The following is a 14,663-nucleotide window of genomic DNA, read 5'->3' as shown; positions in this document are numbered from 1 at the left end:
ACTGATAATATGGGTGGTGCTAAAGATGCAGCTGGTAATTATAATAAAATCATGCGACAAGGGCAATAGAATTTAAATTCTATGCTCTAGCGTCTAATTGAGATAAAAAATCCTCTAAAGAGTATTTCTTTCTATAATCTTCACTCATTAAGTGAATAAACATATCTCCTAAATCAATAACAGTCCAGTTATCATCTTCATTTACTCTTAAGAATTCTTCACCAAGTGGTTTTAACTCTTCTTTTAAGTAGTTTAATAATGCAAAACCGTGTTTTGAGTTTAAAGTAGTTGCAATCACAACATAATCAACAATATAATCTTTTGATGTTAAATCAATAACATCAATATTTTCTGCTTTTTTTTCATTTAAAAGCGTTTTAATAGTTTCTAATCTATTCAAGAATTAACCTTTTTCTTTTCTTTGAAGATTTATTATATCTTCTTTTATTTGTATAGGTATAAAATCTAAATCAATTTCATCTCTTAACATTGTAGAACTGATATTTATATCAATTTTTAAGTTTTTAAACTGAACAAAATCATTGTTCGTAAAACCTTCTCTTGAAGCAACAACAAATTGAACTAAAGTTTTTAATTCATCAATTGAATCCCATTTATTTAAATCTTTTACATTATCTGCACCAATAATTAAATAAATTTTTGATGGCTTATATAAATTTTTTAAATATTTGATAGTTTCAATAGAATAAACGGCTCTATTTTGTTTTATTTCATAATCACTAATATCAACTTTTAGATTATTTAAAAATACTTTTTTTAAAAGTTTTTCACGTACTTTTGGTTCTAAATGAAAGCTATTTTTAAAAGGATTTAAATATGTAGGAACTACAACTAATTTATCAATATCAAGCTCTTTTATTGCCTCATTTACAATTGCTTCATGAGCTATGTGAACGGGGTCAAAACTACCACCAAATACTGCAAGTTGCACTTAATTCATACCTTTATTATATACTTAAATAATATTATAGCAATTTTTCGATAAAATATCTACAATTACAATTTATACAAGGGAAAAATATGGCTATTAAAGTTGCAATTAATGGATTAGGAAGAATTGGTAGATGTGTGGCACGAATAGTTGCTAACAGAGAGGATGTTGAATTAGTAGCTGTTAACGCTAGTGGTAGTGAAGAGATGATTCAATATAACCTTAGATACGATACTGTTCATGGAAATAGACAAGATATCAAAGTAGAAGATGGATATGTTTATATTGGAAATGATAAAGCTAAGCTTTTAAGTGAAAGAGATCCTGCTAAATTAGAATTTGCTGCTTTAGGTGCTGAAGTTGTTTTAGAATGTACGGGTGCATTTTTAACAATGGATTCAGTTCAATCTTATATTGATAGTGGAGTTAAAAAGGTTGTTATGTCTGCGCCTGCTAAAGATGATACTCCAACTTTCGTAATGGGTGCTAATGAAAAAACTTATGCTGGTCAAGCTATTGTTTCAAATGCATCTTGTACTACAAATGGTTTAGCGCCAGTTGCAAAACTTTTAGATGATGAGTATGGAATTGAAAAAGGTTTAATGACTACAATTCACTCATATACTTCATCTCAACCAATTTTAGACGCAAAAGATAAAAAAGATCCAAGAAAAGGTAGAGCAGGAGCTACAAATTTAATTCCTGCATCAACAGGAGCTGCTAAAGCTATTGGTAAAGTAATGCCACACTTAAATGGAAAATTAAATGGTCAAGCAATTAGAGTACCAACTCCAAATGTTTCTTTAGTTGACTTAACAGTTACTCTTAAAAAAGATGCAAGTTTAGAAGAGATTCAAGCTGCATTTACAAGTGCATCAACTGGTTACTTAAAAGGTATTTTAGGTATTGATACTGAAGGTAGAGTTAGTTCTGATTTTAATGGTGAAGAGTTATCAACAGTTGTTCCTTTAGATACTATTCAAGTTATTGAAGGAAACATGGTTAAAGTTCTTGCATGGTATGACAATGAATGGGGTTACTCTTCAAGACTTGTTGATATGGGTGTACACGTAGCTACTAACTAGAGATTAAAATAAAGGCAATAAATGAAATTACAAGAACTTAAAAATATTGATATAGCAGGGAAAAGAGTATTTATTAGATGTGACTTTAATGTTCCAATGGATGAATACAATAATATTACAGATGACAGAAGAATTAGATCTGCACTTAACACAATCAGATATTGTGTTGATAATGACTGTTCAATTATCTTAGCATCTCATTTTGGTAGACCTAAGAAGAAATTTGATCCTGACTTTTCATTAAAACCAGTTGCAAAAAGATTACATACTCTTTTAAAACAAGAGATTAAAATGGCAGAGCATATTGTAAGAGAAGAAACAATTGAAATTGCTAAAAATCTTAAGCCGGGTGAAATTTTACTTTTAGAAAACCTTAGATATAACGATGGTGAAAAGAATAATGACCCTGAATTTGCGGCAAAATTAGCTTCTATGGCTGATGTTTTTGTTAATGATGCTTTTGGAGTATCTCATAGAGCACATGCATCTGTTGAAGGTATTGCAAAACATTTTGATGTAAATTCAAAAGCAGCTGGGTTCTTACTTGCTAAAGAGATTAAATTTTTCCATCATATCGTTCATGAGCCAAAACGTCCGTTTGTTTCAATTGTTGGTGGTTCAAAAGTTTCAGGAAAATTAGAAGCACTTTATAATCTTGTACCAAAAGTTGATAAAATCATTATTGGTGGAGGAATGGCATTTACATTCCTTAAAGCCTTAGGTCATGAAGTAGGAAATTCATTAGTTGAAGAAGATTTAATTCCTGAAGCTATTAGAATTATGGATGAAGCAAAAAAATTAGGTGTTAAATTATATTTACCTGTTGATGTAGTTGCAGCAGAAGCATTTGATGCAGAAGCAATTGCAAAGCATGTTACAGTTCAAGAGATTCCTAAAAACTGGATGGGCCTTGATATTGGACCTGCAAGTGCTCAATTGTTTTCACTTGCATTAAGAGATGCAAATACAATTTTATGGAATGGCCCAATGGGTGTTTATGAAATGGATAAATTTGCAAAAGGAAGTACAAAAGTTTCTCACGCAGTTGCAAGTTCATTTGCTACAACTGTTGTTGGTGGTGGAGATACTGCTGACTTAGTTAGAGTAACTGGTGATGAAGATGAAATGACATTTATTTCTACTGGTGGTGGAGCTTCTTTAGAGTTAATTGAAGGAAAAATCTTACCAGGTGTTAAAGCACTTGTAATAGAGGAAGATTAATGTCAATTATTGCTTCAAACTTTAAAACAAACCATACAAGAAAATCTACTGCTTCTTTTGTAAAAGAAGTGAATGATTTTTTAGTATCAGAAGAGATTTCTAATGATGTATATATTTTCCCAACATCAACATCATTAGACTCATTTGATACAGTTTCAAATTTCAATATAGGAGCTCAAAATGCATATGCAACGCAAAAGGGTTCTTTTACAGGTGAAATTGGAACAGAACAACTAGAAGAGTTTGAAATTAAAACAATTTTAATAGGTCACAGTGAAAGAAGACATATTTTAGGTGAATCTCAAGAAGAAATAGCAAAAAAATTCTCTTTTTATAGTAATCTTGGATACAAAATAATCTATTGTATTGGAGAGCCTTTAGAAGTAAAAGAACAAGGAATTGAACAAACTTTAGAGTATGTTTATGAACAATTTGTTGGAATTGATACAAATTATGAAAATCTTATTCTAGCTTATGAACCTGTTTGGGCAATAGGTACTGGTGTAACTGCAACTAATGATGATATTACTTCTGTTCACTCTGCTATTAAATCTAAAATAAATAAACCACTTTTATATGGTGGATCTGTTAAAGTTGCAAATGTTAGAGATATTTGTGCTTTACCTGGAGTTGATGGAGCCTTAATTGGAACTGCTTCATGGATTTTAGAAGATTTTAAACAAATTATTAAAAATACAAAGGACTTATAGATGTTTATGAAGGGTAAAAAAGGTGTAATTCTTGGAGTTGCAAATAACAAATCAATAGCTTATGGAATTGCAAAAGCATGTGCTGCACAAGGTGCAGAGATAGCATTTACTTATTTAAATGATTCTTTAAAGAAAAGAGTTGAACCAATTGCTGCAGAGTTTGGAAGTTCTGATAAAGTTTATGCATGTGATGTTTCAAATCCTGCAGAAATTGTAGCACTTAGAGAATCATTAGAAAAAGATATGGGTCAAATTGATTTTATTGTTCACTCAATTGCTTTTGCACCAAAATCTGGATTATCTGGAAGATTCTATGATATTTCAAAAGAAGCTTTTGATATTGCAATGGATGTTTCTGTTTATTCACTAATTGAAGTTACAAGAGAATTAAAACCATTATTATCAAATAACTCATCTATTTTAACTCTTACTTATTATGGTGGAGCAAAATATATTCCAAATTATAATCTTATGGGTGTTGCAAAAGCAGCATTAGAAATGACTACAAAATATATGGCAGAAGATTTAGGAAAAGATGGAATTAGAGTAAATGCTATTTCAGCAGGTCCTATTAAAACTTTAGCTGCTGCTGGAATTGGTGAGTTTAGATTTATGCTTAAATGGAATGAAGCACATGCTCCAATGAAAAAGAATGTAACAATTGATGAAGTTGGAAATTCAGGAATGTATTTATTATCTGACTTAAGTAGTGCAGTTACAGGTGAGATTCACTATGTTGATGGTGGGTTCAATATTATGGGTATGCCAGCAGTTTCTTTTGATGAAGATGGTAAACAAACTATTGCTTGGGACGGTAACAAATAGTCATTAAGCGTAAGCTTTTGACTAATACCTGCGTTGAAAAAAGAAAATTAGACACTCACATACTTTATGTATGCTCCTGCCTAATTTTCTTTTTCTGCCTTGGTCTAAGACAAAATCTCACGCTTTCTAAACTACTTAAAATAGGTAAAAACAACTAAAAAGACGAAGTTTTAATTTTAGATTTTTTGAATTTTAAATTAAAATTTTAATGAATAAGAAAATAGGAAAATTATAAAAATGAATATAGATTTTAAAGAATTAGCAAACAAATATAAAACACCATACTATGTATACGATTTTGACCATATTACAGGACAATATGAAGAGTTAAAAGGTGCATTTAAAGCAAGAAAATCAATTTTAGCATATGCTGTAAAAGCAAACTCAAATCTTTCTGTTATTAAACATTTAGCAAGCTTAGGAGCGGGAGCTGATTGTGTATCAATTGGTGAAGTTAAACGTGCTTTAAAAGTAGGAATTGCTCCTTATAAAATCATCTTTTCTGGTGTTGGAAAAATTGATTCTGAGATTAAAGAAGCTCTAGGTCTTGGTATTTTAATGATAAATGTTGAAAGTGCTGCTGAGCTTGATAGAGTTGAATCAATTGCTAAAGAATTAGATGTAATTGCAAGAATTTCAATTAGAGTTAATCCTAATATTGACCCTCAAACTCATCCATATATTTCAACTGGTTTACATGAGAATAAATTTGGAGTTGATATTGATACTGCAAAAAGAATGTATATTCAGTGTAAAAACTCTGATAATTTAGAACCAACTGGAATCCATTGTCATATTGGTTCACAATTAACACAATTAGAACCAATTAAAGAGTCTGTAAAAATTGTATCTGATTTAGTAAGAAACCTTGCTGCTATAAAAATTGAACTTTCATTTTTTGATGTTGGTGGTGGTTTAGGTATTGTTTATGATGATGAAAAACTAATTGATACAAATGAGTATGCACAAGCTATTTTAGAGTGTTTATTTGGTTTAGATATTACAATCGTTTGTGAGCCAGGAAGATTTTTAGTTGGAAACTCTGGAGTATTTGTATCTAAAGTACTTTATGAAAAAGTAAATGGAAATAAAAGATTTGTTATTGTTGATGGAGCTATGAATGATTTAATTAGACCAGCTTTATATGATGCATATCATAAAGTTGAAGTACTAAATGATAATGAAGAATTAAGTGATTGTAATTTAGTAGGTCCAGTATGTGAAAGTGGAGATTTCTTTGCTAAAAACATTAATTTACCTCAAACAAAACATAATGATTTAGTTGCAATTTATTCTGCAGGGGCTTATTGTTTTACAATGGCATCAAATTATAATACGAGAAATAAAGTAGCAGAAATTGCAGTAGAAAATGGACAAGATAGACTTATTAGAAGAAGAGAAACTTTTGAAGATTTAATTGCACATGAAGAAGAATTTTTAAAATAATTAAGTAATAGCAAAAAAGGGTACTTATGAGTGAAGCAGGATTATTAGAATTAAGAAATAAACTTGATAATATAGATAACGAATTATTAAAACTAATTAATGAACGAATGGAAGTTGTTCATCAAGTAGGAGTTTTAAAAGCCCATAGTGGTGGAGCAATTTATAGACCTGAACGTGAAAAAGCAATTATAGATAGATTAGAATCTTTAAATGAAGGAAAACTAAATAGAGCTGCTATTGAAGCACTTTTTTTAGAAATATTTGCAATCTCTAGAAATCTTGAACTTCCAGAGAATGTAGCTTATTTAGGACCTGAGGGTTCTTTTACTCATCAAGCAGCAGAAGGTAGATTTGGTGCAATGAGTTCTTATGTATCAATCTCTTCTATAAAAGGAATTTTTAGAGAAGTGGATACTAAAAAAGCAAGATTTGGTGTTGTTCCTATTGAAAATTCATCAAATGGAATAGTTACAGATACTATTAACTGTTTAAATAAGTATAACTTAAAAATTATTGCAGAAGTTGTACTTGATATTCATCATACACTAGCTTCAACTTGCGATAAAGTAGAAGATATAAAAAGAATTTATTCAAAAGATATTGCTTTTGAACAATGTAGAAAATTTTTAGCTAATTTTGGTTTAGATGAAGTTGAACAAATACCAATTGAATCAACAACTAAAGCTGCAAAAATTGCTATAAATGAACCAGGAAGTGCAGCAATTTGTCCTCATGTTGGAGCAAAGCTAAATAATCTTCCAATTCTTTTTGAAAATATTGAAGATAAAGATAATAATAGAACAAGGTTCTTTATAATTAGTGACTTTGAAAATGGACAAAGTGGAAATGATAAAACATCAATTTTAGTGAAGCTTTCAGATAAACAAGGAGCATTAGTTGATTTTTTAATTGATTTTAAAAATGCTGGTGTTAACTTTACTAAAATTAAATCACATATTGCTGAGGGAAATTCAATATTCTTTATTGATTTTGATGGGCATAAAGATGATGATGGAATAAAAGAGATATTAGATAAACATAAAGATTCTATAAAAATCTTAGGATCATATGTAAAAGAAATACACGATATTTAATAGTAATATAATTAGGAATATATAAATGAATTTTAATAAAGTATTAGACAATGTAACTATTTATGAAGCTGGAAAACCAATTGAATTGGTTGTACGTGAGTATGGAATTGACCCAAAAAATATTATAAAACTTGCATCAAATGAAAACCCATATGGTACATCTCCCAAAGTAACTTCAAAGATTAAAGAAATTGCTGGAAATATGTTTGTATATCCAGATGATTCAATGTATGAATTAAAAGAAGCCTTAGCAAATAAGTTTGAAGTTGATGAATCAAATATTATTGTAGGTTCGGGAAGTGACCAAATCCTAGAGTTTTGTGTACATGCAAAATGCGATAGTAATTCTAAAATTTTAATGAGTAAAACTACATTTGCAATGTATGAAATTTATGGAAAACAAACTGGTTCAAAAATCATAAAAACAAAAGATGATGAGCATAATTTAGAACAATTCTCAAATCTTTACAAAGAACATGGTGCTGATATAATTTTTTTATGTTTACCTAATAATCCTTTAGGTGAATGCTTAGATAAAGATGATGTTTATGCATTTTTAGAAACTATTGATAAAGATACTTTGGTTGTAGTTGATGGTGCTTATCAAGAATATGCATCTTTTAAAGATGAAAAAAAGAAAATTAATGCAAAAGAGTTAATCTCTACATTTCCAAACTGTATTTATTTAGGAACATTTTCTAAAGCATATGCATTAGGTGGAATGAGAGTTGGGTATGGAATAGCAAATGAAGATATTATAAAAACATTATATAAACTTCGTGCACCTTTTAATATCACTACTTTAACATTAGCAGCAGCTATTGAAGCTTTAAAAGATGAAGAGTTTGTTACTTCTTGTATTGCTAAAAACTTTGAAGAAATGAAAAGATATGAAGATTATGCTCAAAAGAAAGGCTTTGATTATATTGATTCATATACAAACTTTATAACATTAAAGTTTGGTGATTTATTCTCTTCAAAAGAAGTGGCTCAAAACTTACTTGAACAGGGTGTAATTGTACGAGATTTAACAGGTTATGGTGTTAATGCTATAAGAATTACAATTGGTTCAAATGAGCAAAATACAAAAGTGTTTAAAGTACTAGACGAAGTATTAGAAAAGTTAAAATAGACTTTGGGAGAAATTATGAATATAAAAGATAAATCACTCGAAGAATTAGAAACTGTATCTCAAGATATTAGAGATAGAATTATTGATGTAGTATCTAGAAAAGGTGGTCATTTTTCCTCTACTTTAGGTGCTGTTGAATTAACTGTTGGAATGCATAAAGTTTTTGATGCATACAGTGATCCTTTTATATTTGATGTTTCTCACCAATGTTATCCTCACAAGTTATTAACAGGACGTTGGGAAGAGTTTGAAACAATTAGACAGTTTGGTGGATTAAGTGGTTTTACAAAACCAAATGAATCTGATGCTGACTATTTTATAGCAGGGCATAGTTCAACTTCTATTTCTTTAGCTGTGGGTGCAGCAAAATCGATTAAACTAAAGCAAGAAGATAGAGTACCAGTTGTTATGATTGGTGATGGTTCTATGACCGCTGGAATGGTTTATGAAGCTTTAAATGAATTAGGGGATTTAAAACTTCCTGTTGTAATTATTTTAAATGATAATGAAATGTCAATTGCAAAACCAATTGGAGCAATTTCAAAACATCTTTCAAAACTACTTGCAGGAAAAACTTATCAAGGTTTTAAAGATAGAGTTAATACTTTTATTAAAAATAATATGCCAGAGGGTACTACTTATATCGCTAAAAGAATGGAAGAAGCTATGAAGCTTATTACTCCAGGTATTTTATTTGAAGAGATGGGTATTGATTATATTGGACCTATTGATGGACATAATCTAGAAGAAGTAATTGATACTTTAGAATTAGCAAAGGGTATGAAAAAACCTGTAATTGTTCATGCAAGAACAGTAAAAGGAAAAGGCTACGAAATTGCAGAAGGTCAACATGAGCATTGGCATGGTGTTGGTCCTTTTAATGTTGAAGATGGAGCTTTTATAAAAAAAGCTGCACCAAAAGCTGCAACAGCTGTATTTGCTGAAGCTTTATGTGCTTTAGCATGTAAGCATGAAAATATTGTAGGTGTTACTGCTGCAATGCCAAGTGGTACTGGAATAAATAAATTAATGGATAAGTTTCCTGAACGGTTTTGGGATGTAGCAATTGCAGAACAACATGCAGTTACTTCAATGGCAGCAATGGCAAAAGAAGGTTTTAAACCATATATTACTATTTATTCTACTTTTCTTCAACGTGGTTTTGACCAAATTATTCATGATGTATGTTTAATGGATTTACCTGTAGTTTTTGCAATTGATAGAGCAGGAACTGTAGGAAATGATGGCGAAACTCATCAAGGTGCTTTTGATATTTCATATTTAAGGTTTATTCCTAATATGATTGTTTTTGCACCAAGAGATAATGCAACTTTAGAAGAGGGTTTATCTTTTGCTTATACTTTAACATCTCCTAGTGCTATTAGGTATCCAAGAGGTGCCTTTATGGAAGTTGACTTTCCTATTGTTCCTTTTGAGCTTGGAAAAGCTCAAATACTAAAAGAGGGTAAAAGCAAGAAGCTGTTTATTGGTTATGGAGCAGGAGTAGGACGTGCTTGTGAAACTGAAAAACTACATGATGAAGATATAGCTATTGTAGATTTAAGATTTGTTAAACCAATAGATAGTGAGTGTTTAAAAGATTTAGCTACTAGATATGATGAGTGGTATGTTTTCTCTGATTCACAAAAACAAGGTGGAGTTGGAAGTGCTATTTTAGAGTTTTTAAATGAAGAAAATATAAATATAAAATTAACATCTTTTGAGTATGAAGATAGTTTTATAGAGCATGGAGATACTAAACTAGTTGAACAGAGTTTAAGTTTAGCCCCAGAAGATTTAGTAAAGAGAATAAAATAAAAATGAATGATAAATTAAGTGAACTTCTACAAAATAATACAAAAGAAGAGATTTTAGACTACTTTACTAGTGCTTTAGAAAAAAGTGATGAAGCGCCATTTTGGAAAGAAAAAATTGTACCTTTTGTAGATGCGATATTGTCTGTTTTATTAGCTTTAAAAAAACAAAATATTTTATTTACACCAGAGGGTGAGATAAAAGAAGCTTTGGATTCTGAGCTATTTTATAAGTGGACAGATTTAATCTCTTTACGAACTCTTGCCTTTACTTTAGAATTAAGTAATGCACAAAATAAATTATTAAGAACTTCATATAAAGATGTTGCATATGAAAAAGTAGATTTAGAAGTTTTAGGTAAATATCTTAGTTCATATAAAGTAGATTTAACAGAAGAAGACCACCTTGATTTTCCAGTAGGAAACTATAACTTACATATTGGAATGGTAACTATTATAAAATCTTTATTTTAAAAGAGCACTTTGCTCTTTTAAAACAGTTTAGAAGTTTAGCTTTTGAAGCTTATCATATCCATAAACATCACTATAAAATGATAGATTACCATTATTAACTTGCACTGTTTGGTATGTTAAATGAATAGGTAATTGTTTGTTTAATCTAATTGTATCAGTTCTTTGACTATCGTAAATACCTCTAACTTTCTTATAAGAGTATTTTGTATAATTTTCTGATAAATACTTCATCAAACTAACAGGATGTTCTAATCTAATACATCCATGGCTTGTAAATCTTATTTTTTCTCTATTTGATTTAAATCTCCATGTCCCAATTGTATCGTGCATATAAACTGCATAATCATTTGGAAAAATAAACTTCATTCTACCCATTCCATTTGTTCTTGATGGTAGTTGAATAAACTTATATGGAATATATTTAACATTTTTCTTTAAATATTTTTTCCATTTTACATCATTCCATTTTATTTTTTTAGAATCAAGTCTATAGTTTTTTCTAATAACTATATTTTTCTTTCTTAAATAGTTTTTATCTTTTAAAGCTTTTGGAATAATAGAACTTTTTGCAATAGAATCAGGAATATTCCAAGTAGGATTTACTATAAAATAAGCTAATTTACTTGAAAGTATAGGTGTTTGTGCATCTTTTGCTCCTACAACTGTTCCAAAAGTTTTTGTTTTTTTGCCATCTTCGTAAAATGCAAAATTATATGATGGAACATTTAATTGAATAAAATTATCATTATTTGAATACTTTAAAAGTTTAAGTCTTTCAATATTTAATCTTAGTTTATTATATTTTGATTCAGATAACTTGTCTTTGTCAAGTTTACTTATAAGTGCAAAAAATTGCGGGTGCTTTGGTGTATAAGTTTCTAAAATACTTTTAACACTTTTTGTATTTGATGTATATTTTTCTAATAGTTTTTCTTTATTGACATCTACATTATATACTTCATAATCTTGATTCATATCTCTATATTTTCTTTGTTTTAATTTCTTTTTAAAAGCATTTTGATCGATACAAGAGTTACTTAAATTATTTGTATATTCATAAAATAAATCTTTTAATAAATCAACTTTTTCTTGGCTATCATTCATATCTTTTATAGATAAATACTTCTCTTTACTTGAACATAAAGATGCATATTTGTCATTTTTTAATATTTCTAAAAACTCTTTTGAATTTGAATCTAATGTAAATTGATTTACTACTTTTTCAACTATTGGAGTTATCTCTTTTTCTTTTTCAATTACTGTATTTTGAATAAGAACTTCTTTATTTTCAATCATTTGAGAATTGTTTTCTACATAAGGTTTAGAACAACCAACAAAGATAGTAGAAGATAAAACAGCAGTATATATAATATTTGATATTTTCATTTTTTTCCTATTTTTATAATGTTTGATATTATTACATAAAAGCTTTTAATTTCTCGACACAAAGACCCATAGCTGTGCTTTCATAGCCTTTTACTTCTTTAATATATGGTTTACAAAATCCTTCAACCATAATAGCACCAGCTTTTCCAAAACATACACCTGATTTAATATATTCATTTATATCATTTTCTTCAAATTTATTAAATATATATGTAGTAATTGATATGTCAATAATCTCTTTGTCTTTTGATTTATAAATCATACAAGTAATTACAGAAGTTTCACTTCCACTTTGAAGTTCAAGCATATTTCTTGCATCATTTTCATCTTTTGCTTTTCTTAAAAGTAAACCTTTTGTTGTAACAACACTATCAGCAACTAGTAATGGCATATCTTTAATACCATACTTTTTATAAAGCTCATTAAATTTTCCTTTTGTTGCTTCATAACAAAAAGATTTAGGATTCGTTGTTTTTATAGAATCTTCATCAAAATCTCCACCATTTTGAATAAACTCTATATTTGCATTATTTAGTAATAAAGCTCTTGTTTGTGAATTCGAACCAAGTCTTATCAAGATAACCCTTTTTTATTTGAATTATACTCAATTTGTATATAATACTATTTTAATAAATAATATAAAATATAAATATAACTTAGGATTTAAAATATGAATATAGTAGTAGTTGGAGCTGGTGGAATTGGAGCTTATTATGGAATGATTTTACATGATGTTGGATGTAATATTACTTTTGTAGCAAGAGGAGAAAATTTAGCATATTTAAAAGAGAATAAGTTAAAAATGACACATCCAAATTATATAATTGAAGATAAAATAAATACATTAAGTATAGAAGAACTAATAGCTTTAAACCCAGAAAATTTTGATGCAGTTATTATTGCTACAAAAGCTATGAGTACAAAAAGCATTTCAGAATCTCTAGCTTCTTGGATAAAAAAATCATCTTCATCTTTAAAAGTTCCATATTACATTTCATTACAAAATGGTGTAGAAAATGAAGATGTAATGTGTGAGTATTATCCAAAAGATTTTGTAATAGGAGGACTAACTAGACTTATAGTTTCACATACTGTTAAATTAGGTCATGTTCACTGTTCTGGTGAAGTTCAAACTCTTCTTGGAGCTTTAAAGCATACAGAAGAAAATAAAAGTTTTTTAGAAAAGTTCAAAAATATATTGGATAAAACACAAACAACAACAATTATTTGTGAAGATATAAAACTAGAACTTTGGAATAAGCTTATTATTAATAATGGTGTAAATGCAATATGTGCACTTATCCAAGAAGAGTCTGGACCACTTTTAAAAAATGAAAAAACAGCAAAATTAATATATGGTCTTATGAGTGAAGCAGCAAGAGCTTCAAATGCAGTAGGAGTAAACCTAACTCAAGATGATGCAAAAAAAATGTATGAGTTAATGAAAACATTTCAATCTGTAAAACCCTCAATGTGGGTTGATACTCAAAATAATAGAGATTTAGAACTTGATGAGATTTGTGGAGTTGTTATAAAAAACTGTGAAAAATTAGGAGTTGATGCTCCATATACAAGAACAATAGCTACTATTTTAGAGTATACATATAATAAAAAAAGAACTAATCTTCTTAAAAGTAAATAGATGAAATATTATGTGTTTTTAACACTTACTGTTCTTTTTTGGTCTGGGAACTTTGTCTTTGGAAGATTGATATCTACTGATGTAGAACCTTTACAACTTGCTTTTTTTAGGTGGTTTTTTGTTGCATTGATTTTATTACCTTATTTGATATATAGATTTAAGCATATTATGAATGTCTTAAAAAAAGAGTACTTTATTATTATCCTTTTTTCTATTTTAGGTATTTCTGCATTTAATACACTTTTATATTATGGGTTGCAAACTACAACTGCAACTAATGCTTTATTAATTAACTCAAGTATTCCAATAATGATAATTGTATTATCAGCAGTCATTTTAAAAACACGAATTACAAAACTACAAAGTGTTGGAATTATTCTTTCAACTTTAGGAGTTTTTTTCCTAATATTAAAAGGTGAATTAAAAAACTTTATTACCTTAGAGTTTACCAGTGGAGATTTATGGATTCTACTTGCTTGTGTTACTTGGGCTTTGTATACTGTAATACTAAAGTATAAGCCAAAAGAGTTAAATGCCTTTGATTTTTTAAGTATTACAACTTTTATTGGAATAGTAGTACTAGCTTTTGTGTTCTTTTCTTTTGGCTACAGTTTTGAATTAAGCTTTTTAGAAAAAGATGAGGTTTTATACTCATTTATTTATATGGTGATTTTCCCTTCACTTCTTTCATTTTACTTTTGGAATATGTCTATAGTTGAAGTAGGGGCAAATAAAGCTGGACAATTTACACATCTAATGCCAATCTTTGGAGCAATTTTAGCTTATATCTTTTTGGGTGAGAGATTAGAACTTTATCATTTAGTGGGTATTTTATTTATAGCAGTTGGTATTTATCTATCAATTTTTCTAAAAAAGGCATAA

The 14,663-nt window shown here is 28.7% G+C and carries 15 protein-coding genes; 11 read left to right on the top strand and 4 right to left on the bottom strand.

The window, feature by feature from the left end; translation table 11 throughout:
* Positions 1 to 79 precede the first annotated feature (79 nt).
* Together rsfS and nadD are read right to left on the bottom strand one after the other, a co-directional pair.
* Positions 80 to 400, bottom strand: coding sequence for a ribosome silencing factor (gene rsfS / locus GBG18_RS02560; protein WP_152188111.1), 321 nt, complete (start codon positions 398 to 400; stop codon positions 80 to 82).
* A 3-nt stretch (positions 401 to 403) separates the two neighbouring features.
* The gene (nadD, locus tag GBG18_RS02555; RefSeq protein ID WP_152188109.1) at positions 404 to 952 is read right to left on the bottom strand and encodes a nicotinate (nicotinamide) nucleotide adenylyltransferase; all 549 of its coding nucleotides are present in this window, start codon (positions 950 to 952) and stop codon (positions 404 to 406) included.
* A gap of 89 nt (positions 953 to 1,041) precedes the next feature.
* Between nadD and gap the strand changes: the two genes are divergently transcribed.
* From gap to GBG18_RS02510, 9 genes are all read left to right on the top strand, one after another.
* A complete protein-coding gene (gap, locus tag GBG18_RS02550; RefSeq protein WP_152188107.1) occupies positions 1,042 to 2,037 on the top strand; it encodes a type I glyceraldehyde-3-phosphate dehydrogenase in 996 nt (331 codons plus the stop codon).
* Between the two features lie 21 nt (positions 2,038 to 2,058).
* Positions 2,059 to 3,258 (top strand): phosphoglycerate kinase, encoded by a 1,200-nt coding sequence (locus GBG18_RS02545; protein WP_152188105.1) that lies wholly within the window; start codon positions 2,059 to 2,061, stop codon positions 3,256 to 3,258.
* Entirely contained in the window at positions 3,258 to 3,968 is a 711-nt protein-coding gene (locus GBG18_RS02540; RefSeq protein ID WP_152188103.1) for a triose-phosphate isomerase, read from the top strand. Before GBG18_RS02545 ends, GBG18_RS02540 begins: the two co-directional genes overlap by 1 nt.
* On the top strand, positions 3,969 to 4,793 hold the full coding sequence (gene fabI / locus GBG18_RS02535; protein ID WP_152188101.1) for an enoyl-ACP reductase FabI: 825 nt from the start codon (positions 3,969 to 3,971) through the stop codon (positions 4,791 to 4,793).
* Between the two features lie 237 nt (positions 4,794 to 5,030).
* A complete protein-coding gene (gene lysA / locus GBG18_RS02530; protein WP_152188099.1) occupies positions 5,031 to 6,239 on the top strand; it encodes a diaminopimelate decarboxylase in 1,209 nt (402 codons plus the stop codon).
* A 26-nt stretch (positions 6,240 to 6,265) separates the two neighbouring features.
* On the top strand, positions 6,266 to 7,333 hold the full coding sequence (gene pheA / locus GBG18_RS02525; RefSeq protein WP_152188097.1) for a chorismate mutase: 1,068 nt from the start codon (positions 6,266 to 6,268) through the stop codon (positions 7,331 to 7,333).
* Positions 7,334 to 7,358: 25 nt separating this feature from the next.
* A complete protein-coding gene (hisC, locus tag GBG18_RS02520) occupies positions 7,359 to 8,465 on the top strand; it encodes a histidinol-phosphate transaminase (RefSeq protein ID WP_152188095.1) in 1,107 nt (368 codons plus the stop codon).
* Positions 8,466 to 8,480: 15 nt separating this feature from the next.
* The gene (gene dxs, locus GBG18_RS02515) at positions 8,481 to 10,283 is read left to right on the top strand and encodes a 1-deoxy-D-xylulose-5-phosphate synthase (protein ID WP_152188094.1); all 1,803 of its coding nucleotides are present in this window, start codon (positions 8,481 to 8,483) and stop codon (positions 10,281 to 10,283) included.
* Between the two features lie 2 nt (positions 10,284 to 10,285).
* Entirely contained in the window at positions 10,286 to 10,753 is a 468-nt protein-coding gene (locus GBG18_RS02510) for a hypothetical protein (protein ID WP_152188092.1), read from the top strand.
* Between the two features lie 27 nt (positions 10,754 to 10,780).
* Here GBG18_RS02510 and GBG18_RS02505 read toward each other — a convergent pair whose 3' ends face one another.
* Positions 10,781 to 12,139: a L,D-transpeptidase family protein gene (locus GBG18_RS02505; RefSeq protein ID WP_152188090.1), complete on the bottom strand. Its 1,359-nt coding sequence runs from the start codon at positions 12,137 to 12,139 to the stop codon at positions 10,781 to 10,783.
* A gap of 31 nt (positions 12,140 to 12,170) precedes the next feature.
* Entirely contained in the window at positions 12,171 to 12,716 is a 546-nt protein-coding gene (maf, locus tag GBG18_RS02500) for a septum formation inhibitor Maf (RefSeq protein ID WP_152188088.1), read from the bottom strand.
* A 93-nt stretch (positions 12,717 to 12,809) separates the two neighbouring features.
* On the opposite strand from maf, the gene GBG18_RS02495 reads away from it, so the two are divergent.
* Both GBG18_RS02495 and GBG18_RS02490 read left to right on the top strand, forming a co-directional pair.
* Complete coding sequence (locus GBG18_RS02495; protein WP_152188087.1) at positions 12,810 to 13,781, top strand: ketopantoate reductase family protein; 972 nt, start codon at positions 12,810 to 12,812, stop codon at positions 13,779 to 13,781.
* On the top strand, positions 13,782 to 14,663 hold the full coding sequence (locus GBG18_RS02490; protein ID WP_152188085.1) for a DMT family transporter: 882 nt from the start codon (positions 13,782 to 13,784) through the stop codon (positions 14,661 to 14,663).

It is taken from the genome of Poseidonibacter ostreae (assembly GCF_009208075.1).
In the GTDB taxonomy this organism is placed as follows: Bacteria; Campylobacterota; Campylobacteria; order Campylobacterales; family Arcobacteraceae; genus Poseidonibacter; species Poseidonibacter ostreae.
The sequence above is the reverse complement of the archived record's forward strand: the minus strand, read 5'-3'. Positions and strand labels throughout refer to the sequence as shown.

Coding starts and splice junctions, on each gene's coding strand:
- gap (WP_152188107.1), top strand. CDS start 1,042: ATGGCTATTAAAGTTGCAATTAATGGATTAGGAAGAATTGGTAGATGT.
- GBG18_RS02545 (WP_152188105.1), top strand. CDS start 2,059: ATGAAATTACAAGAACTTAAAAATATTGATATAGCAGGGAAAAGAGTA.
- GBG18_RS02540 (WP_152188103.1), top strand. CDS start 3,258: ATGTCAATTATTGCTTCAAACTTTAAAACAAACCATACAAGAAAATCT.
- fabI (WP_152188101.1), top strand. CDS start 3,969: ATGTTTATGAAGGGTAAAAAAGGTGTAATTCTTGGAGTTGCAAATAAC.
- lysA (WP_152188099.1), top strand. CDS start 5,031: ATGAATATAGATTTTAAAGAATTAGCAAACAAATATAAAACACCATAC.
- pheA (WP_152188097.1), top strand. CDS start 6,266: ATGAGTGAAGCAGGATTATTAGAATTAAGAAATAAACTTGATAATATA.
- hisC (WP_152188095.1), top strand. CDS start 7,359: ATGAATTTTAATAAAGTATTAGACAATGTAACTATTTATGAAGCTGGA.
- dxs (WP_152188094.1), top strand. CDS start 8,481: ATGAATATAAAAGATAAATCACTCGAAGAATTAGAAACTGTATCTCAA.
- GBG18_RS02510 (WP_152188092.1), top strand. CDS start 10,286: ATGAATGATAAATTAAGTGAACTTCTACAAAATAATACAAAAGAAGAG.
- GBG18_RS02505 (WP_152188090.1), bottom strand. CDS start 12,139: ATGAAAATATCAAATATTATATATACTGCTGTTTTATCTTCTACTATC.
- GBG18_RS02495 (WP_152188087.1), top strand. CDS start 12,810: ATGAATATAGTAGTAGTTGGAGCTGGTGGAATTGGAGCTTATTATGGA.
- GBG18_RS02490 (WP_152188085.1), top strand. CDS start 13,782: ATGAAATATTATGTGTTTTTAACACTTACTGTTCTTTTTTGGTCTGGG.